Below are 18,244 nucleotides of genomic sequence, written 5' to 3' on the forward strand. Positions count from 1 at the left end.
CGTCCTTCACTGGGGATAATCCTTCAGGGCCGCGACCACCGCGCGCATCTCGGCCTCGGTGCCGACGGTGACGCGCAGATGCCCCGGCAGGCCGTAGGCGGCCATGGCGCGGACGAGGATTCCTCTGGTCTTCAGAAAGGCCGCCGCCGCCGGGGCATCGGCGAAGGGCACCAACAGGAAGTTGCCCTCGCTCGGTTCCGCACGAATGTTGAGCCGGGCCAGTTGCTCGGCGAACCAGGTTCGCCAGGTGGAGTTCTGCTCGGCCGAGTGGCGCAGGTGCTCCTGATCGCCTAAGGCGGCAACCGCCGCGACCTGAGCGGGAAGGGACACGTTGAAGGGGCCGCGCAGGCGATTGAGGACGTCGGCCACCTCCGCCGGCGCGTAGGCCCAGCCGAGGCGCAGCGCCGCCAGGCCGTAGATCTTGGAGAAGGTGCGGGTCACGACGACGCGCTCGGTCTCCTCGACCAGCTTCAAGCCGTCACTGTAATCCGCCGCCTGCACGTACTCCACATAGGCCGTGTCGAGCACCAGCAGGGCCTGCTCCGGGAGTCCGTCCAGCAGGCGCCGGATTTCCCTGTCGGGCAGATAGCTGCCGGTCGGATTGTTGGGATTGGCCAGGAAAACCAGCCGCGTCTTGTCACTGGCATGGGCCAGCAGCGCATCGACGTCAGCCGTCAGGTTGCGCTCGGGCGCGGCGACCGCCGTGGCGCCGGCCGTCTTGGCCGCGATCGGGTACATCAGGAAGCCGTGTCGGCTGTAAAGCACCTCGTCGCCCGGCCCGGCATAGGCGCGCACGAGCAAGGAAATCAACTCGTCGGAGCCGTTCCCGCAGACGATCCGCGCCGCGTCCAGGCCATGCAACTCGGCCAGCGTGTCGCGCAGGGCAGTAGAACCGCCGTCGGGATAGCGATGCAGACCGCCGGCGACCTCGGCATAAGCTTCGACCGCCTTGCGGCTTGGCCCAAAGGGATTCTCGTTGGCGGCCAGCCGAATCGGCTCGGTTACGCCGGGAATCCTGGCTTCGCCGCCGACGTAGGGCTCCACGTCGAAGATCCCCGGACGCGGCGCGAAGCGGCGGGTGGCGATACTCATTGCCGGCCTCTGGAGCCACGGCCGGAGTCGGCCATCTCGGCCTCGGTCAAAGGCACCGGGTAGCATCCGATCACCCAGATACGGCTGACGCGCTCGCCGGCGCTCTCGGCCAAATCCAGGAGCGGCTGCGCTTCCGGACCGTCCAGGTAGCCTTCGACTTCCGCCAGGCAGTAGCAGTAGGACGCGCCGTCGGCATCGGTCCAGGTCGCCGTCTCGCGCACGGTCAGGCCCGCCTTGACCAAGAGATCCTTGAAGGCGGAACGACTCATGCGGTCCTGAATCTCCACCACCAGGAAGCTGCGATCCGCGCCGCTGGGTTCGGTCGGGCCGAGCGCCACGACCAGCGCTTCGCTGTCGCCGCCGCGGTCGCGCGGCCAGGCCGCGAAGGGCAGGCGGGAGACGATGCGCGGAACGTCGGCGCCCTCGCGGGCCAGGTGACGCCACCAGGGGTCGCGGGAATCGCTTTGAATCGGCGGCAGCACCCCCAGCGTGGCCTTGCCGCTGGCCACTTCGTTCAGGACCCGGACGCTGGAGCCCTGCTCCGACAAGGGTGTCAGCACGCCGAAGGATTCGCGCGCCAGATCGCGCAGGTACTCGGCCTCCTCACCGGTGTAGATCGAGAGGCTGAAGACCCCCTGCTGCGCAGCCGAATCGGCAATGATCTCGCGCCACAAACGCAGCAACACGGCCTTGGGCAGGCTGCCTCGGTGCCGAGCGACGAGACTGCGCATGATGGCCGCCTCCCGCCCAGGACGGATCAGCGGTTGATTGCGCTGCTTGGCCTTGCCGATCTGCTGCGAGATTTCCGTGCGACGGATCAGAAGTTCGTGCAGTTCCGCGTCGATCTCGTCGATCTCGCGGCGCAAATCGTCCAGTTTGGCTGTGGTGACAGACATCGCGGCAGCTCAAGACAGTGGTGGCTGAGCGCCCGTAGTCGGCCGGGGCGCAGCATCAAATCGGCTTGGTGGACAAGGCCCGACGGACGATGCCATCGGACGGGCGCCTAGTGATAGTCGGTGACCGAACGGAAATCAAAGCCAAGATCGCCACAGCCCGGCGACCCCGGTGCAGGCATGCGGTGAGGGCATGGCACGGTCGCCGCCGACTCGGTCGATGCCGCCTCCGGTGCCGTTGACTTCATCGCGCCAAGGTTCCTTATTGAGTCAAGCTTTCTCGCGCAAACCCCTCTAGCGGCATAAAGGCCGCCTCCGGAAAGACCCCTATGTCCCTGCTCGCCACCAGCAGCCACCAGGAGCGGATCGAGCAGCTGCCCGGCCACCGGGCCGTCCTCGCGAGGGATCGGCCGTTGCGCCTGAGCAGCGGGGCGGACCTCAGCCCCGTGACCGTCGCCTACCAGACCTACGGCCGACTGAACGCGGCGAAAACCAACGCCGTTCTGGTCTGCCACGCCCTGACCGGCGACCAGTTCGCCGCCGATACCCATCCCGTGACCGGCAAGGCCGGCTGGTGGTCGCTGATGGTCGGGTCCGGCAAGGTGCTGGACAGCGACCGTCTGTTCATCATCTGCGCCAACGTGCTGGGCGGCTGTTTGGGCACGACCGGCCCGGCCGACCTCAATCCCGAAACCGGCGAGCCCTGGGGGCTCGACTTCCCGGTCGTCACCATGACCGACATGGTGGAGGCCCAGCGGCTGCTGCTCGACCATCTGGGCATCGACAAGCTGCTGGCGGTGATCGGCGGTTCCATGGGCGGCATGCAGGTGCTCGAATGGGCCGCCAAGTACCCGGAGCGGGTCGGCGCGGCCATCCCGCTTGCCACCGCCCCGCACCACACCGCCCAGAACATCGCCTTTCACGAGATCGGCCGTCAGGCCATCATGGCCGACCCGGATTGGCAGGGCGGCGCCTACTTCCGCTCCGGCAAGAAGCCGCGGCGCGGCTTGGCCGTGGCCCGCATGACCGCCCACGTCACCTACCTCTCGGAACCGGCGCTGCATCGGAAGTTCGGCCGCCGCCTGCAGGACCGCAAGGGCCTCTCCTTCGGTTTCGACGCGGACTTCCAGGTCGAAAGCTATCTGCGCCATCAGGGCAAGTCCTTCGTCGACCGCTTCGACGCCAATTCCTACCTCTACATCACCCGCGCCATGGACTACTTCGATCTGGCGGCGGACTACGGCGGCAAGCTGGCGGCCGCCTTCACCGAGTCGCCGGTGCGCTTCTGCGTCGCCTCCTTCACCTCCGACTGGCTCTTCCCGACCGCCGAGGCAAAGCGGGTGGTGCATGCGCTGAACGCGGCGGCGGCGGACGTCAGTTTCGTGGAGATCGACAGCGACAAGGGCCACGATGCCTTCCTGCTGAACGAGCCGGAACTGCATGCCACGCTGCACGGCTTCCTCTCCGCCCAATGCGAACGGAACGGCATCCCGACCGCGCCCCTGGCCCCGATCGACGACACGGAGATCGGCGAAACGGAGGAACGCGTCACATGAGCCCGCTCGACAGCCCGGCCCTGCGCGCTAAACAGGCGGGCAAGCGGGCCGGCCTCCAGAGCGGCGGTCAGGCCGGCATGCGCGCCGATCTGCAGCTGATCGCCGACATGATCGAGCCCAGCAGCCGGGTGCTTGACGTCGGCTGCGGCGACGGACAGCTCCTCCATCATCTCGTGGAGCGGAAAAGCGTGACGGGGCGCGGACTGGAGCTCTCGCAAGAGGGCGTCAACGCCATGGTCAGCAACGGCCTCTCGGTCGTGCAGGGCGACGCCGACACCGACCTGATCGACTTTCCGGACCGCGCCTTCGATTACGTCGTGCTGAGCCAGACGCTCCAGGCGACGCGGGACCCGCGCTTCGTGCTGGAACAGCTGGTGCGCATCGGCCGCCACGCCATCGTCTCCTTCCCCAACTTCGGCTACTGGCGGATTCGCCTGCGCCTGCTGTTCGGCGGGCGCATGCCGGTCACCGAGTCCCTGCCCGACCGCTGGTTCGAGACGCCGAACATCCACCTCTGCACGCTGTTGGACTTCCTGGAGCTCTGCCGTGCCTGCGACATTGTGGTGGAGCGGGGCCTGACGCTCGACAAACGCGGGGAGGCGCAATCGATCACGGGCCGCCCGCGCGCCAATCTCTTCGCCACCGACGGACTGTTCCTGCTCCGCCAGGGCTAGGGACAGAGCTTTCCTAAGCGGGAAATCCGGGCGGCGCCGGAGCGCCCTCGGCCGTCAGGGCCAACGCCTTGAACAGCCGCCCCATCTGATCCGGGGCGGTGAGGCGCCGAAGTGCGATGTCGATGTCCGCCGCCTGCTGCGGCGTCGCCTTGGCCTTCAGGGTTTGCGCACGTGCCTCGATGCCAAGTGCCTGGAGCAGCCGGCCCTGATCGACCGGGCCGTGAGCGGTCGCGCCGCTGGCGGTGGCCAAGGCCTCGAAATCGACATGCGCGGTCAGGTCGGCCCGGCCCGGCTCGGAGAGAGGGTCGGTTGTTTTATGGCGGGCCAAGGCTTGAAAGGTCTCGCCGGCCGTACTCGGATGGTAGCCGTAGTCGACCGCCAGAGCCGCACCGCCATGAGTTCGGAGACGCCTGCCGATCTCTCCGGTAATGGTCTCGCCCGCCGTGCAGGTCTCGACCAGGGCGCCTACGGGCGCGGCCTGCTTAGCCGGCGTGAGGCCGGGCGGGTGGCCCGGAAGGGGCGTGCTGAGCCCCCACCGCAGGCGCTCCGCCTCATCCAAGCCGACCCGCCGTTCCGCCCAGCCCTCAGGCGTCTTGAGGTACTGCCGGATCGGCAGCGCATCGAAGAACTCGTTGGCGAGCAGGAAGATCGGCGCTTCGGGAAGATCGTCGAGACTGTCCGCCCAACGCACGACCCGGCCGGCCAAGGCCCGCTCCTGGACCGCACGCAAGCCCGGGCTGGCCTCGATCAGCACCACCTCGGCCGCCTCCAGGAAGGCGGGCAGCAGAGCAAGCGCGCGCAGCGCGTCCGCCATCAAAGTACCGCGCCCCGGTCCCAGTTCGATCAGCAGGCAGCGCGCGGGCCGACCCTGCGCCTGCCAGCAGGCACCGGCCCAGAGTCCCAGAAGCTCGCCGAACATCTGGCTGATCTCCGGCGCGGTGGTGAAGTGGCCCTCACGGCCCAGGGGATCCGCGCGGGTGTAGACGCCCTCGGCCGGATCGAACAGGCAGGCCGTCATGTATTCCGCGACGGACAGCGAACCCTGGGTGCGAATCCGCCGGGCCAGCCGCCGGCCGAGCGGCGTCACCGGGCCGGGGCCGACCGCCGCGACCAGAAGATCAGGGCAAGGCCGCCCAGCACCATGGGCAGGGACAGCAGTTGGCCCATGGTCGCACCGGCAAAGAGGAACCCGAGATAGGCGTCCGGCTGACGGAACAGCTCGCCGACGATCCGCGCCGATCCGTAACCGACCAGGAACCAGCCGCTCAGGTAGCCCTTGTGCTTCAGCCCGCCGCTCTTCACCAGGGCGAACAGCAACAGGAAGAGCAGCAAGCCCTCCAGGCTCGCCTGATAGAGCTGGCTCGGGTGGCGCGGCTCCGGCCCGCCGCCGGGAAAGATCATGCCCCAGGAGACGTCGGTGACCCGGCCGTAGAGTTCTCCATTGGCGAAGTTGGCGAGACGCCCGAGAAAGATGCCGATCGGCGCGGCGCAACCGATCATGTCGGTCAGATGGAGAAAGCTGCCGGCCCGCTTGCGCATGTAAAGCCACATGGCCGCGATCACGCCCAGCAAGCCGCCGTGGAAGGCCATGCCGCCCTGCCAAAGTGCCAGCGCACTCAAGGGGTTATCGGCGAATTGGCCCGGCTGGTAGAAGAGGACGTAGCCGATCCGGCCGCCCAGCACGACGCCCAGCGTCGCCCAGACCAGGAAGTCGTCCATGTCCTCCTTGGACAGACCCGAGGGCGACTTTTCGGTCAGCCAGCGTGCGTAGCGCCAAGCCAGCAGGAGACCGACGATATAGCTCAGCGCGTACCAGCGAATCTGAAAGAAGCCGAGATCGAGCGCCACAGGATCGATGTTCGGAAAAGCAATCGCGGCGAGCAGAGGCTGCAGGTCGGACATGGGGCGCTCGCTTCCGCTTAGCGATAGGGGTCGTCGGTGAGCAGGTGGTCGCGCAGGTAACTGGCGATCCCCGCCTCCAACGTCGTGAAGGGCTTGTCGTAGCCGGCCTGGCGCAACCGCTCGAGCCGCGCTTCCGTGAAGTACTGGTAGCTGTCCCGGATCGCCTCCGGCGTCGGCACGTAGTCGATCCGCTCCGGCCTGTCCATGGCGGCGAAGACCCCGCGCGCCAGGTCGAGGAAGCTGCGGGCCCGACCGCTTCCGACATTGAACAGGCCGCTCGCCCGGCCGTTGTCGTAGAGCCAGAGCATCACGGCGACGCAGTCGCCGACCCAGACGAAGTCGCGTTGCTGCCCGCCGTCGGCGTAGTCGGGGTGATGGGACTGGAACAGCCGTGCGCCGCCGCTTTCGCGAATTTGCCGGAAGAGGTGCCAGGCGACGGAGGCCTGAGCGCCCTTGTGGTACTCGTTGGGACCGTAAACGTTGAAGAACTTCAGCCCCGCCCACTGCGGCGGCGCCTCTCCGGCTTCGGCCCGGCGCACCGCCCAGCGGTCGAAGGCCTGCTTCGACCAGCCGTAGCCGTTCAGCGGCCTGAGCCGAGCCAGATGGTCCGGGCTGCCGTCGTCGTCGAAGCCCTGCCGCCCATCGCCGTAGGTCGCCGCCGAAGAGGCGTAGATGAAGGGTGCGTGTACCTCCCGGCACCAGCGCCACAACCGTTGCGACAAGGTGAAGTTGGTCTGCGCCAACAGATCGCCGTCGGTTTCCGTCGTGGAGGAGACCGCGCCCATATGAAAGACGGCATCGGGCGAGAACTCGCCAAGCTCCAGGGCGCTCAGCAGCTCTTCCGGCGGCAGGATGGCCTCGATCTCCGCCTTGGCGAGATTGCGCCACTTCTCCTCATGGCCCAGCCAATCGGCCACGACCACGCGCTCGCCACGCGCCGCCAGGGCCGACACCAAGTTCGAACCGATGAAACCGGCGCCGCCGGTGACCAGAATCATGAAGCGCCTTGTAGCGCCTTGCGCCCTTGATCGCCAGGGGCCTGAGGCGCACCTTCATGACAGCCACCGGTTCAGCAATCCGAAGGAAGGCAGAGGCCCCATGCAGACGCAAAACAAAGTGATCGACGACCTGGCGCGCCTGGCCAGCAGTGCGCTCGGGGTTGCCACCGGCATGCGTCACGAAGCCGAGGCCCAGTTCCGGCGCCAGTTCGAGCGTATCCTGGCCGACATGGATCTGGTGACCCGCGAGGACTATGAAGTCACCAAGGCGATCGCCGAGACGGCCCGCGCCGAACAGGAGGCCCTGGCCGAGCGCGTCGCCCAGTTGGAAGCGAAGCTGGCCGAGTTGAGCCCGGCGAGGAAAGCTGCCTCGAAGCCAGTGCGCAAGTCCACGGCCAAGACCGGGACGAAGACGGAAGACTAGATGATATAATGATCAGCCGGCCTCGCTTTGCGAGCCCGGCCATGATGTTGGGTCTGGTCTAGATCCAGATAGCGGGCGCCTGTTTCTTGTGATCGGCGGAACCGCAAAGCGGTTCCTAGGATGGCGACAAGCTCTAACCCGACGGCTGCGGGCGACGGCGCTTCAGACGGCTGACGTTGATGCCGAGCAGGACCAGGACGAGAGCGATCCAGGCGGCCTCGCGCGGCAGCTCGCCGAGGAACAGCCAGGCCCAGAAGACGCCGAAGACCGGCACCAGGTAGGACACCTGGCTCATGTAGACGGCGCCGGTATCCTTGATCAGTTGAAAGCGCAGCAGATAGGCGAAGCCGGAGGAGACCAGGCCGAGAAAGATCAGCGCGGCCAAGGCCTCGGCGCTCGGCCGGATCTGCCATGGCGGATCCAGCAGGAGCGCGACCGGCAGCAGGTAGAGGGCGGCGCTCAGCAGGACGCTGCCGGCGGAGACCCGCGGGTCCAGATGCGACAGCCCGCGGGTCAGTAGGCCCGAGAGGGCATAGGAGAACGAGGCCCCGAGCACCGCGAGCTGACCCAGCAGGGTCGCCCGGCCGCTGAGAAAGCCCTCCAGTCCCACCAACGTGGCAATACCGGCGAAGCCCAGACTCATCCCGACAAGCTTCGGCAGGGTCAGGCGGTCGTCGGAGGTGAAGGCATGGTTGAGCAGCAAAGCCGCGAAGGGGCCGAGCCCCATGAGGATCGCCGCCATGCTCGCCTGGATGTGCTGCTGCCCCCAGGAAATCAGCAGGAACGGCAGACTGGCACCGAACAGACCGATGATCGTCAGCAGGACCCAGTCGCGCGGCGCGCGCGGCAGCCGCAGACCGGCCGCGAAGGCGAAGGCCAGCAGCAGGACGGCGGCCAGCACGATCCGAAAGACGGCGATGATCAGGGGGCTGAAGGACTGTAGCGCCACCTCGATGCACATGAAGGCCGATCCCCAGATGGCGCCGAGCGCGACCAGCTTGGCGGCGTCTCGAGAGGTGGCAACGCGGATCGGCGTCACGGCTCTTCCGCCGCCAGATCTTCCGCCAGCCGACGTTCGGCTTCGCGGTCGGCCTCCGAGGGCAAGGGTTCGGCGGGATCGAAGATCCAGGCGGCGACGTCGGTCGTCGGCACGACCCGCTGCAGATCGCGGAACAGCAAATGCCAGCCTTCGGGATAGTAGGCCAGGGTTCGCGCGCTCTCCTCCGGCAGATCCCGCCAGGCCTGCAGGGTCGGAGCTTTCGGCACCAGTTCGTCGTTGGCGCCGTAGAGCAACAGCACCGGCAGGCGCACGCGCGGCGCGGCGGCCAGACCGGCGTCCATCAGGTCGACCAGCCCGGCGATCGCGTCGATCCGCGTTTCCTTGATCACCAGGGGATCCCGGCCGAGCGCGAGCAGTGCCTCTCTGTTGTCGGACGGGCTGATCTCGAAGCCCGCTCCACTCGGCGTGAACCAGGGGAAGAAGGTCCGGCCGACCCAAAGAGCCGTGCGTTGGTACCAGGGCTGAGTGCCGCGCGCCCAAACCGCCGGGGCGGCCAGGATCAGCCCATCGGCGGGCAGCGCCTCGGCCTCGCCCGCCGCCGCCAGCACCACGGCGCCGCCCATGGACTCGCCCAGCAGGTACAAGGGCACGCCGGGATGGCGGGCCCGCAGCGTCGTCGCCGCCGTCCGCAGATCCCGGGTCAGTGCCGCGACCCCCGGCCAGAGCCCGCGGGACGGCGCACCGCCGAACCCGCGTTGATCGTAGGCGTAGACGGCGATCCCCAGCGCCGCCCAAGCCGGGGCAGGCTGCCGCCAGGCGTTGCCGTAGTCGTTGAAGCCATGCAACGCGAGCAGCAGCGCCCGAGGCTCTTGCGGGTTAGGCGCCCAGGCGCGCAGAGGCAGCGCCAAGCCGTCATCCGTCACGAAGCGGCCGGTCTGCGGGCTCGCGACCTCCAGCCGAGGTTCGGTCGGACCGGGGCCGGGCGGCGCAACGCGCGCGCAGGCGGCCAGGCTCAGGCAGAGCAGGAGAAACGGGACGAGACGAAGCAAGGCACCGCCGGAACGCGAAACCCGCATGGGTCGGCCCTACTTGGCCACGGCGGCCGTCGCGCCGCTTTCGTCATGGGCGCCGCGGGTGAGCTGCAGGAAGATGTCTTCCAGATCCGCTTCGTCGGTGCGGATATCCTGAACGCGCAGATCAGTCTTGGCGAGCGCATCCAGAATGTCGGCCACCGGACTCTGGCTGGTCTGGTAGCGGAAGACCAGCCGGTCGGTCCCGACGAGATCCGGCTGAAAGCGTTTCAACGCTTCCGGGACGGCCGTCACGGGCGCGGATAGTTGGACCTGCAGTTCCTTGCTGTCGAGCCGGCGCAGCAGCTCCGAGGTTGCCTCGCAGGCGATCACCTTGCCGTGGTTGATGATGGCGATGGTGTCACAGAGCTCCTCGGCTTCCTCCAGGTAGTGGGTGGTCAGCAGAATGGTGGTGCCGAGCGCGTTGAGGTCGCGCACCCGGCTCCAGAGCTGCTGACGCAGCTCGATGTCGACCCCTGCGGTCGGTTCGTCGAGCACAAGCACCGGCGGATTGTGCACCATCGCCTTGGCCACCATCAGCCGGCGGCGCATGCCGCCCGAGAGCGTCCGGGTGTAGGCCTGCGCCTTGTCCGCCAGACCCAGGATTTCCAGGATCTCCATCGTGATCCGCTCGCGCGGCGGCACGCCGTAGAGGCCAGCTTGCAACTCCAGAAGCTCGCGCGGCGTGAAGAAGGGATCGATATTGAGTTCCTGCGGCACGACGCCGATCGCCGCGCGTGACTGACGCGGCCGGCGGTCGATGTCGTAGCCCCAGATCTTCGCCGTCCCCTCGCTCTTGTTCACGAGGCCGGCCAGGATGTTGATCAGCGTCGATTTTCCGGCGCCATTCGGCCCCAGCAGGCCGAAGAGGCTGCCGCGCGGGATCGAGAGATGAACATTGTCCAGCGCCCGCTTAGGCCCGGCCTTGCCGGCACCGCGATAGGTCTTGCCCAGGCCGAAGACCTCGACCGCGTTGTCGGGTAAATCGTCGGGCAAGGCGGTCTGCGGATCGGGAGACGAGGCAGCGGGCATGGCAACTGGCGTCCGGGAATGGTCTGGTCTGATGGGGGTAGCGCACTCTACCTAGCCCGCCGAACCGCGAATTGCCAGTCCGCCGTCTGCCGGCGGCAATCCGATAAGGAAAGCGGGTTCGGGTTTTCCAGCCCCCTCACCGGCGTTGAACCTTGGCGTTCGCGCGCTATAGTCGCCGCCGTTCGATTGCGACCAGCCCCACCCAGCCATAGCGGGAGTCCTGCAGCCTCATGGCCAGCGACCAGACGGCGCCCGAGCCGACCGAAATTTTCCATGTCGAGACGGAAACCGTGGCTTGCGACGGCGGCGACGGCCCACTGGGTCACCCGCGCGTCTGGCTGAACATGGAGGGAAAGGGCCAGATCGACTGTCCCTACTGCGGCCGCCGCTTCATCCTGAAACACGCCTAAGGCGGTAAAGACCTTTGAGGCGATTGGGCTTTCGCCTCAGTGCAGCGTCGTCTCGGCTTGACCGGCGCGGGCGGCAGCCAGGGCACGGATGCGGCGCACCATGGAGAAGAGGCCGTTGCTGCGGCTCGGACTCAGATGCCCGGCCAGGTCGAGGCGGTCGAGCGCGCCGCGGGCATCGAACTCCAGGATTTCCTGAGGCGTGCGGCCATTGAAAAGGGTCAGCAGCACAGCCACCAACCCCTTGACGATATGCGCATCGCTGTCGCCGCGGAACTGCAGGGCGCCGGTCCGCTCCGGATCCTCGCCGGCCAGCAGCCAGACCTGACTGACGCAGCCCTCGACCTTGAACTCGGGCGCTTTCTCGGCGTCCCCGAGCGGCGTCAGCTCCTTGCCGAGGTCGATGATGTAGCGGTAACGGTCCTCCCAGTCCTCGAAGAACTCGAAGGTTTCGGCCAGTTCGTCCAGCCTGGGATCGGTGACGCTCTGCTCGCTCATGATCCTGAAATAGAGGCCGCGCCGGTTTCAGTCCAGGTCTATTCGGCCAGTTAACTTAGCCGGACGGACGAGCCCTGCGCCTCACTCCTGCCGCTGCACCACGACATGACCGTCCTGCACGGTAACCCGGTCGCCGGTCAACGCGTTCAGCATCTTCTCGACGAAGCTCTGCGGGATGTCGCGGGTGATGAAGACCAGCTTTGTTTGCGGCGTCTCCGGCCAGTCGTCGAGCCAGACGACCGGGTGGAAGACGTGCTGCACGCCATGCACCACCGCCGGCGTGTCCGCGTATTCGGCGACCTGAACCAGACCCTTGACCCGCAGCAGATCCTCACCGCGATTGGCGATCAGCAACTCCAGAAAGAGGTTGAAGGCTTCGGCCGGGATCGGCTTGTCCCGAACCACGCAGTAGGCCCGGATGTGATCGTCATGGCGATTCACGTCGTGGGCATGGCCCTCATGAGTGTGGTCATGCCCGTGTTGCGGGTCGTGCCCATCATGGTCGTGACTCTCCTGCTGCGCCGCCAGATAGGACTCTTCGCGCAGCCAGGCCGCCACGTTCGGACTCTTGGTCTTGGGGTCCCAAAGGCCGAGGTCGAACAGCTTGTCCGCCGCGATCTCGCCGGAGACCGCGCGTTCCAGCCGCGCGCCGGGGTTCATGTCCTTGATCCGCGCCCAAAGCGCCGCCGCGTCCGCGTCGGGCAGGTCGGTCTTGGTCACCACGATGCGGTCGGCCATGGCAGCCTGCTTCACCGCCTCCCGGTGCGCATCGAGCGTCGCCATGCCGTTGACCGCGTCCAGGGTCGTGACGACGCCGTCGAGGCGGTAGCGGTTCACCAGGCGCGGGTCGTTGACCAGTGTGTGCACGACCGGCGCGGGATCGGCGAGACCCGTGGTTTCGACCACCACCCGCGCGAAGGGCGGCAGCTCGCCGGCGGCGCTGCGTCGCTGCAGATCGCCCAGGGTTTCGATCAGGTCGCCGCGCACGGTGCAGCAAAGGCAGCCGCTGTCCAGCTCCACGATCGTCTCCTCGGCCGAGGTCATCAGCAGGTGGTCCAGCCCGACCTCTCCGAACTCGTTGATCACCACGGCGGTGCCGGCCATCGCCGGGTCCTGCAGCAAACGGCTGAGCAGCGTGGTCTTGCCGCTGCCGAGGAAGCCGGTCAGCACGGTAACGGGCAGGAGGTCCATGGAAAGTCCCTAGAAGCGAGATTGACCGGACGCCGACGTCGGCCCGGCCCGATGCCTGCCCGACTATCTGAGCGCCGCCGGCAGCCGGCGCAAGGCCCGGAGCACGATCGTCACAGGCGAAGGCGCTCTTGCTTTCCGTCCCGGCCCGGGCAGACTGCCCCCCGCCTGAAGCGAAGGAGCGGAACCGTGGCGACCGTCAAACTGGTGGAATACGAGGAAGCCGGACCCGAGGTGCGGGCCGTCTACGACGATATCATGGCGACCCGAAAGTCCGACTGGATCAACAACTTCTGGAAGGCCCTGGCCGTCGATCCGGCCCTGCTCCGACGCACCTGGGACTCCGTCAAGCAGGTCATGGCGCCGGGCGTTCTGGACCCTCTGACGAAGGAGATGATCTACGTTGCGGTGAGCGCGACCAACGGCTGCGACTACTGCATCAACTCTCACACCGCCGCGGCGCGCGCCAAGGGAATGACCGACCCCATGCTCGCCGAAGTCCTGGCCGTCGTCGGCATGGCGAACGAGACCAACCGCCTGGTTCAGGGTTTCCAGGTCGAATTGGACGCCGCCTTCGCCAAAGGCGGACGGAAGGACTGAACAGACCCATGACGACCCTGGAGCAAACCGGCGAGGCGAAGCGGTTGGCGGCCACCCTGGCGGGCGGCATCGCCGTTCTGCTCTGGTCGCTGCTCGCGCTCTTCACCACCTGGGCCTCGGGCATCCCGCCCTTTCAGCTCGTCTCCCTCTGTTTCAGCGTCGCGGCGCTGATCGGCTTCGGCGTCATGGCCCGCAAGGGTCGGGCCGGCTGGCGCAGCTTGCGGCAGCCGGCCGGCGCCTGGGCATTGGGCACCTTCGGGCTCTTCGGTTACCACTTCTTCTACTTCATGGCGCTGGGCAATGCGCCCGCCGTCGAGGCCGGACTGATCGCCTATCTCTGGCCGCTGTTGATCGTCGTCTTTTCGGCCCTGCTGCCCGGAGAGCGCCTGCGCTGGTTCCATCTGGCCGGGGCGCTGTTGGCCCTTGCCGGCGCCGCCCTGCTGGTCACCAAGGGCCAGGGCCTCACCTTCGACGCGCGCTACAGCCTGGGCTATCTCGCGGCCATCGCCTGCGCGCTGACCTGGTCCACCTACTCGGTGGCCAACCGCCGCTTCGGCAGCGTGCCGACCGAGACGGTGGCCGGCTTCTGCGCCGCCGCCGCCCTGCTCGGCTTCATCAGCCACGGTCTGTTCGAGACCTGGGTGACGCCGACGATCGGCCAGTGGGGCGCGATCCTGCTGCTCGGCCTCGGCCCGGTCGGCGCCGCCTTCTTCGTTTGGGACTACGGCACCAAACACGGCCACATCCAGGCGCTCGGGGCCTTCGCCTATGCCGCGCCGCTGCTCTCCACACTGCTGCTGATCGCCTTCGGCCAGGCGACGGCGACCTGGAGCGTCGCCCTGGCCTGCGTGCTGATCGTCGGCGGCGCCGTCCTGGCCTCCCTCGACCTGCTGCGGCGGCGGTGAGGCGGGCCGCGCTTCACCCTGAGCTTGTCGAAAGGCGACGGCCAGCCGCCGGCAGGCGTCTCCAGCGCTAACTCGCCGCTCTCACCCACCCCGTGGCGTCGGTCGCCAGTCCGGTGGCGCCAGTTCGAAGCCGGCCAAGTCGAAGGCGGGGGAGACCGTGCAGCCGACAAGGGTCCAGGCACCGAGGCTCTCGGCTGTCTGCCAGGCGCCCGCCGGCACCACGCGCAGCGGCCGCTGGCGGGCCGCGAGGTCGGGGCCCAGATAACTGGCGCTGGCGTCGTGGCCGTTCTCGCTGATCGTCAAAACCAGAGGCGACCCGGCATACCAGTGCCAGATCTCAACCGCATCGACCCGGTGCCAGGCGCTGACCTCGCCCGCCTGCAGCAGAAAATAGATGGCCGTGGCGGCACCCCGCGCTCCATCCGGCGGGCTGTCGCGATAGACTTCGACGTAGTGGCCGCCCTCGGGGTGTGGCTGCATGCCGAGGGTGGCAACGATCTGCTCGGCTGTCATCAGAAGGCGTCCTTGCGCGCCCGGACCTCGGCGAAGACGGTGACGGGATCGGCGCCGACCAGACCGATTTGAGCGGCCAGCTCCGGTGCATCGGCCCGCAGGAAGGGGTTTGTGGCTAGCTCCTCGCCCAAGGTCGAGGGGACCGTCGGCGTACCGGCGGCACGCAGACGGTCGATCTCCCCCGACCGCGCCTTGAGCCGGGCGTTCGCCCCGTCGACCGTCAGCGCGAAGCGGGCGTTGGCCTGGGTATACTCGTGAGCGCAGTAGACCCGGGCGCTTGGCGGCAGAGCCTTCAGCTTGGACAGAGAATTCCACATCTGCTGCGGCGTGCCTTCGAACAGCCGGCCGCAGCCCAATGCGAAGAGGGTATCGCCGCAGAAGAGGGCGTCGCTCTCGGCGAACCAGTAGGCGATATGGCCGCGTGTATGGCCCGGCACGAAGAAAACCTCGGCCTGCGCTTCGCCGAGACGGTAGCTGTCGCCCTCGTCGACCTCCACGTCGATGCCGGGGATGCGGCCCCGGTCGGCCTTGGGACCAACGATGGTACAGCCGGTGGCGCGCTGGATCTCCAGATTGCCGCCGACATGGTCGCCGTGGTGATGGGTGTTGAGAATGTGAGTAATCCGCCAGCCCAGGCGCTCGGCCGCGGCCAGGATCGGCGGCGCCACGGCCGGATCGACCACTGCCGTGGCGCCGCTGACGCGGCAGCGCGCCAGGTAGACATAGTTGTCGTTCAGCACAGGAATCTGATGAACATCGAGTTGAGACATCGCCTGCGGCCTCACTTGTTCCTAAATACACGTGGGCATAGTACCCAAGAGCAGAGTATCCGAGCCTGTCCCTCGGACCCGCCCCGGCCGCCAAGCTAACACTGGAGCCAAGCGGGTCAAACGGAAGCCTGAGGCACGGGTATCGCACGACAGAGGGGCACCGGACCGGACCGCGATGTGGCAAGACGTGATCGATCTGCACGGATTCTATCAGACCCGGACCGGCCAGGTGGCGCGCCATCTGATTCGTCACTCGGTACGCCAGATGTGGCCCGACGTACAGGGTCAGGCGCTGCTTGGCCTCGGCTTCGCCAGCCCCTACCTGCGCCAGTTCCGGCAGGAGGCGGAGCGTGTGCTCGCCTTCATGCCGGCGCCCCAGGGCGTGATGCATTGGCCCGCCGAAGGCCCCTACGTGACCTCCCTGGTGGACGAGACCGAGTTGCCGCTGCAGGACTATTCGGTGGACCGGGTTCTGATCGTCCACGGCATCGAGAACTCCGATTATCTGAAGCATATGCTGAGCGAGGTCTGGCGGGTGCTGACCGGACAGGGACGGCTGCTGGTGGTGGTACCCAACCGCCGCAGTATCTGGGCCAGGCTGGAGCGCACGCCGCTTGGCCACGGGCACCCTTATAGCCCGACTCAGCTCAAACGCCTGCTGCGGGACAACCTCTTCGTTCCCCAGCGCCATCAGCACGCCCTCTTCATTCCGCCCACGCGCTCGCAGACGCTGCTGCGCTCGGCCACCGCCTGGGAGCGGGCAGGCCAGCGCTGGTTTCCGCAGATCGGCGGCGTGAATCTGATCGAGGCAAGCAAGCAGCTCTACGCCCCGACACCGCTGCGGGCCGCGGAACGCAGCCGCCGCAGCGTCCTGGTCGGCGTTCCCCAGGTCGCGGCGACCTTCGCTCCCGCGAAACGCACAAGCAGCTGACGGATCTTTACGGCCATCCTTCCTCGGAACAGCCTGAAAACAGCCTCGCGTGGCGCAAGGCGCGGGACCCGGATTGACTCCACCACCCTTTGAATACAGTATTCTGAATAGGCCATTCGAGGATACAATGAAGCCGATTTCGACCCAGCCGCAGCTTGCCGACCAAGTCTATACGGCGCTGCTGGATGCCATAGGCAGCGGCCAGTTGACGCCCGGCTTGCCGCTGGTTCAGGAACGCTTGGCTGCGGAGCTGAACGTCTCGCGCCAGCCGGTTGTCCAAGCCTTGCTGCTTCTGAAAACGCAAGGATTCGTTGAAGCAACGGGACGACGCGGACTTCAGGTTGCGCGCCTGAATCCTCAAGCGGCCCGCCGGGTCTATGCCGTACGTGGTGCACTGGACCGACTCGCTGCGCGTGCGGCCGCCCAGGCCGTCGCCGAAGACAATGCGGCACGGCAGCGTACAGACGTACGCCTGCAGGCTCTCATAGAAAATGGCCGCCGCGCCATCGCATACGGCAAAGACGTACAGGGCACGAGCAGGCAAGCGGTGGGTATGCAGAAGACGGACGTGCAGGCTTCAATGCCCGCATTGATCGAGGCGGACATCGCCTTCCACCAGGCGATCTACGACCTGGCCGACAATCCATTGATTGCCCAGTCGGCCGAAGTGCATTGGTTTCACATCCGGCGGATCATGGGCGCGGTGCTGCGCGATCACGAACAGCGCGACACCGTCTGGCGCGAGCATGAGGGGATCGCCGAGAGCATCCTGTCGGGAGACGTGGAGCGGGCCGGCCGGTTGGCCGAGGCCCATGTCGAGAAGGCGGCCGAGATGCTGATCGGTCGCCTGGAAGACCGTATGGCGCTCACCGCGTGAACGTCGGAGCCGAAAGGCGGTCGGGCAAGGAGCGGCAGATGCGGGCCCGTTCCCGCCAAAAAGGGCCAACGAAGGCAACCCGACCAAGACTAACGAACCCGCCGGAGGACACGCCATGAGACTCACCGCCGAACAGCTCGAGACCTTCGACCGCGAGGGTTACCTGTTCCTGCCGAACGTCTTCTCGCCGGAGGAGATCGGCCTGCTGCGCGAAGAGGCACGGAACATCTACGCCACCGACCGCGAGGAGGTCTGGCGCGAGTCCTCCGGCGTCGCCCGCACCGCCTTTGCCGCCCATACCTACAACGAAGCCTTCCGGCGCCTCGGCGCGCATCCGCGGCTGGTCGAGCCGGTCACGCAGTTGCTGGACGGTCCGGTCTACATGCATCAGTTCAAGATCAACGCCAAGGCCGCTTTCGACGGCGAGGTCTGGCAGTGGCACCAGGACTTCGGCACCTGGCACCGCGACGACGAGATGCCTGAACCGCGCGCGATGAACATCGCCCTCTTCCTGGACGAGGTGACGCCGGTCAATGGCCCGCTGATGTTCATTCCCCGCAGCCACAAGGAGGGCACTCAGGCCGCCGGTCACGACCTGGAGACCACCTCCTACCCGCTCTGGACCCTCGACCGCGCGACCGTCACCCGCCTGGCCGAGCAGGGCGGGATCGTCGCGCCGACCGGCGCCGCCGGCTCCCTGTTGATGTTCCACGCCAACCTGGTGCATGCCAGCCCGTCGAACATCAGCCCCTGGGACCGCACGATCGTCTATCTCTCGCTTTGTCACGTGGAGAACCACATCCGCAAGTTCACCCGCAAGGACTGGATCGCCCACCGCGACTTCACGCCGATCCAGCCTCTGGCCGACAGTTGCCTGAGCGAGATGGCCGGCAAGCACGCGGCGGCGGAGTAAG

Annotated in this window: 21 protein-coding genes; 9 read left to right on the plus strand and 12 right to left on the minus strand. The window is 67.4% G+C overall.

The window, feature by feature from the left end; translation table 11 throughout:
* Window positions 1-6: 6 nt before the first annotated feature.
* Window positions 7-1,092 (minus strand): histidinol-phosphate transaminase, encoded by a 1,086-nt coding sequence (hisC, locus tag DBZ32_RS00935; RefSeq protein ID WP_119165248.1) that lies wholly within the window; start codon window positions 1,090-1,092, stop codon window positions 7-9.
* Window positions 1,089-1,988 carry a chorismate mutase gene (locus DBZ32_RS00940; protein WP_119165249.1) on the minus strand — a complete coding sequence of 300 codons (900 nt, stop codon included), beginning with the start codon at window positions 1,986-1,988 and terminating at the stop codon, window positions 1,089-1,091. Before DBZ32_RS00940 ends, hisC begins: the two co-directional genes overlap by 4 nt.
* A gap of 326 nt (window positions 1,989-2,314) precedes the next feature.
* Here DBZ32_RS00940 and metX point away from each other — a divergent pair, with 326 nt between their 5' ends.
* Both metX and metW read left to right on the plus strand, forming a co-directional pair.
* Window positions 2,315-3,541, plus strand: coding sequence for a homoserine O-acetyltransferase MetX (metX, locus tag DBZ32_RS00945; protein ID WP_119165250.1), 1,227 nt, complete (start codon window positions 2,315-2,317; stop codon window positions 3,539-3,541).
* Window positions 3,538-4,215, plus strand: a complete 678-nt coding sequence (gene metW, locus DBZ32_RS00950; protein WP_208539060.1) for a methionine biosynthesis protein MetW — start codon at window positions 3,538-3,540, stop codon at window positions 4,213-4,215. The genes metX and metW overlap by 4 nt, the downstream gene beginning before the upstream one ends.
* Before the next feature lie 13 nt (window positions 4,216-4,228).
* Here the strand turns inward: metW and DBZ32_RS00955 are convergent, their stop codons facing one another.
* From DBZ32_RS00955 to rfaD, 3 genes are read right to left on the minus strand one after another with little or no spacing between them, the layout of a single operon-like run.
* On the minus strand, window positions 4,229-5,302 hold the full coding sequence (locus DBZ32_RS00955; RefSeq protein WP_119165251.1) for a class I SAM-dependent methyltransferase: 1,074 nt from the start codon (window positions 5,300-5,302) through the stop codon (window positions 4,229-4,231).
* The gene (gene lgt / locus DBZ32_RS00960) at window positions 5,299-6,099 is read right to left on the minus strand and encodes a prolipoprotein diacylglyceryl transferase (protein WP_119165353.1); all 801 of its coding nucleotides are present in this window, start codon (window positions 6,097-6,099) and stop codon (window positions 5,299-5,301) included. Before lgt ends, DBZ32_RS00955 begins: the two co-directional genes overlap by 4 nt.
* 35 nt (window positions 6,100-6,134) lie before the next feature.
* Window positions 6,135-7,115, minus strand: a complete 981-nt coding sequence (gene rfaD / locus DBZ32_RS00965; RefSeq protein WP_119165252.1) for an ADP-glyceromanno-heptose 6-epimerase — start codon at window positions 7,113-7,115, stop codon at window positions 6,135-6,137.
* Window positions 7,116-7,215: 100 nt separating this feature from the next.
* On the opposite strand from rfaD, the gene DBZ32_RS00970 reads away from it, so the two are divergent.
* Window positions 7,216-7,539: an accessory factor UbiK family protein gene (locus DBZ32_RS00970; protein ID WP_119165253.1), complete on the plus strand. Its 324-nt coding sequence runs from the start codon at window positions 7,216-7,218 to the stop codon at window positions 7,537-7,539.
* A 133-nt stretch (window positions 7,540-7,672) separates the two neighbouring features.
* On the opposite strand, the gene DBZ32_RS00975 is transcribed toward DBZ32_RS00970, so the two are convergent.
* The 3 genes from DBZ32_RS00975 to DBZ32_RS00985 are packed head-to-tail and all read right to left on the minus strand — an operon-like array spanning window position 7,673 to window position 10,641.
* Entirely contained in the window at window positions 7,673-8,578 is a 906-nt protein-coding gene (locus DBZ32_RS00975) for a DMT family transporter (RefSeq protein ID WP_119165254.1), read from the minus strand.
* The gene (locus tag DBZ32_RS00980) at window positions 8,575-9,615 is read right to left on the minus strand and encodes an alpha/beta hydrolase (protein WP_119165255.1); all 1,041 of its coding nucleotides are present in this window, start codon (window positions 9,613-9,615) and stop codon (window positions 8,575-8,577) included. The genes DBZ32_RS00975 and DBZ32_RS00980 overlap by 4 nt, the downstream gene beginning before the upstream one ends.
* Window positions 9,616-9,624: 9 nt before the next feature.
* Window positions 9,625-10,641 carry an ABC transporter ATP-binding protein gene (locus DBZ32_RS00985; protein WP_119165256.1) on the minus strand — a complete coding sequence of 339 codons (1,017 nt, stop codon included), beginning with the start codon at window positions 10,639-10,641 and terminating at the stop codon, window positions 9,625-9,627.
* A gap of 230 nt (window positions 10,642-10,871) precedes the next feature.
* Here DBZ32_RS00985 and DBZ32_RS00990 point away from each other — a divergent pair, with 230 nt between their 5' ends.
* A complete protein-coding gene (locus DBZ32_RS00990) occupies window positions 10,872-11,051 on the plus strand; it encodes a zinc-finger domain-containing protein (protein WP_119165257.1) in 180 nt (59 codons plus the stop codon).
* A 36-nt stretch (window positions 11,052-11,087) separates the two neighbouring features.
* Here DBZ32_RS00990 and DBZ32_RS00995 read toward each other — a convergent pair whose 3' ends face one another.
* Window positions 11,088-11,546: a SufE family protein gene (locus DBZ32_RS00995; protein WP_119165258.1), complete on the minus strand. Its 459-nt coding sequence runs from the start codon at window positions 11,544-11,546 to the stop codon at window positions 11,088-11,090.
* Window positions 11,547-11,627: 81 nt separating this feature from the next.
* The gene (locus DBZ32_RS01000; protein ID WP_119165259.1) at window positions 11,628-12,737 is read right to left on the minus strand and encodes a CobW family GTP-binding protein; all 1,110 of its coding nucleotides are present in this window, start codon (window positions 12,735-12,737) and stop codon (window positions 11,628-11,630) included.
* A 186-nt stretch (window positions 12,738-12,923) separates the two neighbouring features.
* Between DBZ32_RS01000 and DBZ32_RS01005 the strand changes: the two genes are divergently transcribed.
* Entirely contained in the window at window positions 12,924-13,334 is a 411-nt protein-coding gene (locus DBZ32_RS01005; RefSeq protein WP_119165260.1) for a carboxymuconolactone decarboxylase family protein, read from the plus strand.
* 8 nt (window positions 13,335-13,342) lie between these two features.
* Window positions 13,343-14,239, plus strand: coding sequence for an aromatic amino acid exporter YddG (yddG, locus tag DBZ32_RS01010; protein WP_119165261.1), 897 nt, complete (start codon window positions 13,343-13,345; stop codon window positions 14,237-14,239).
* Between the two features lie 81 nt (window positions 14,240-14,320).
* On the opposite strand, the gene DBZ32_RS01015 is transcribed toward yddG, so the two are convergent.
* Together DBZ32_RS01015 and gloB are read right to left on the minus strand one after the other, a co-directional pair.
* Window positions 14,321-14,752 (minus strand): cupin domain-containing protein, encoded by a 432-nt coding sequence (locus DBZ32_RS01015; RefSeq protein ID WP_119165262.1) that lies wholly within the window; start codon window positions 14,750-14,752, stop codon window positions 14,321-14,323.
* Window positions 14,752-15,522 carry a hydroxyacylglutathione hydrolase gene (gloB, locus tag DBZ32_RS01020; RefSeq protein ID WP_119165263.1) on the minus strand — a complete coding sequence of 257 codons (771 nt, stop codon included), beginning with the start codon at window positions 15,520-15,522 and terminating at the stop codon, window positions 14,752-14,754. Before gloB ends, DBZ32_RS01015 begins: the two co-directional genes overlap by 1 nt.
* 175 nt (window positions 15,523-15,697) lie before the next feature.
* On the opposite strand from gloB, the gene DBZ32_RS01025 reads away from it, so the two are divergent.
* The 3 genes from DBZ32_RS01025 to DBZ32_RS01035 all read left to right on the plus strand — a co-directional run bounded on the left by DBZ32_RS01025 (window position 15,698) and on the right by DBZ32_RS01035 (window position 18,243).
* A complete protein-coding gene (locus DBZ32_RS01025) occupies window positions 15,698-16,453 on the plus strand; it encodes a class I SAM-dependent methyltransferase (RefSeq protein ID WP_119165264.1) in 756 nt (251 codons plus the stop codon).
* Window positions 16,454-16,580: 127 nt separating this feature from the next.
* Window positions 16,581-17,330, plus strand: coding sequence for a GntR family transcriptional regulator (locus DBZ32_RS01030; RefSeq protein ID WP_119165265.1), 750 nt, complete (start codon window positions 16,581-16,583; stop codon window positions 17,328-17,330).
* A 115-nt stretch (window positions 17,331-17,445) separates the two neighbouring features.
* Complete coding sequence (locus DBZ32_RS01035; RefSeq protein ID WP_119165266.1) at window positions 17,446-18,243, plus strand: phytanoyl-CoA dioxygenase family protein; 798 nt, start codon at window positions 17,446-17,448, stop codon at window positions 18,241-18,243.
* The last annotated feature ends 1 nt before the right edge of the window (window position 18,244 follow it).

The organism is Algihabitans albus, assembly GCF_003572205.1.
In the GTDB taxonomy this organism is placed as follows: Bacteria; Pseudomonadota; Alphaproteobacteria; order Kiloniellales; family DSM-21159; genus Algihabitans; species Algihabitans albus.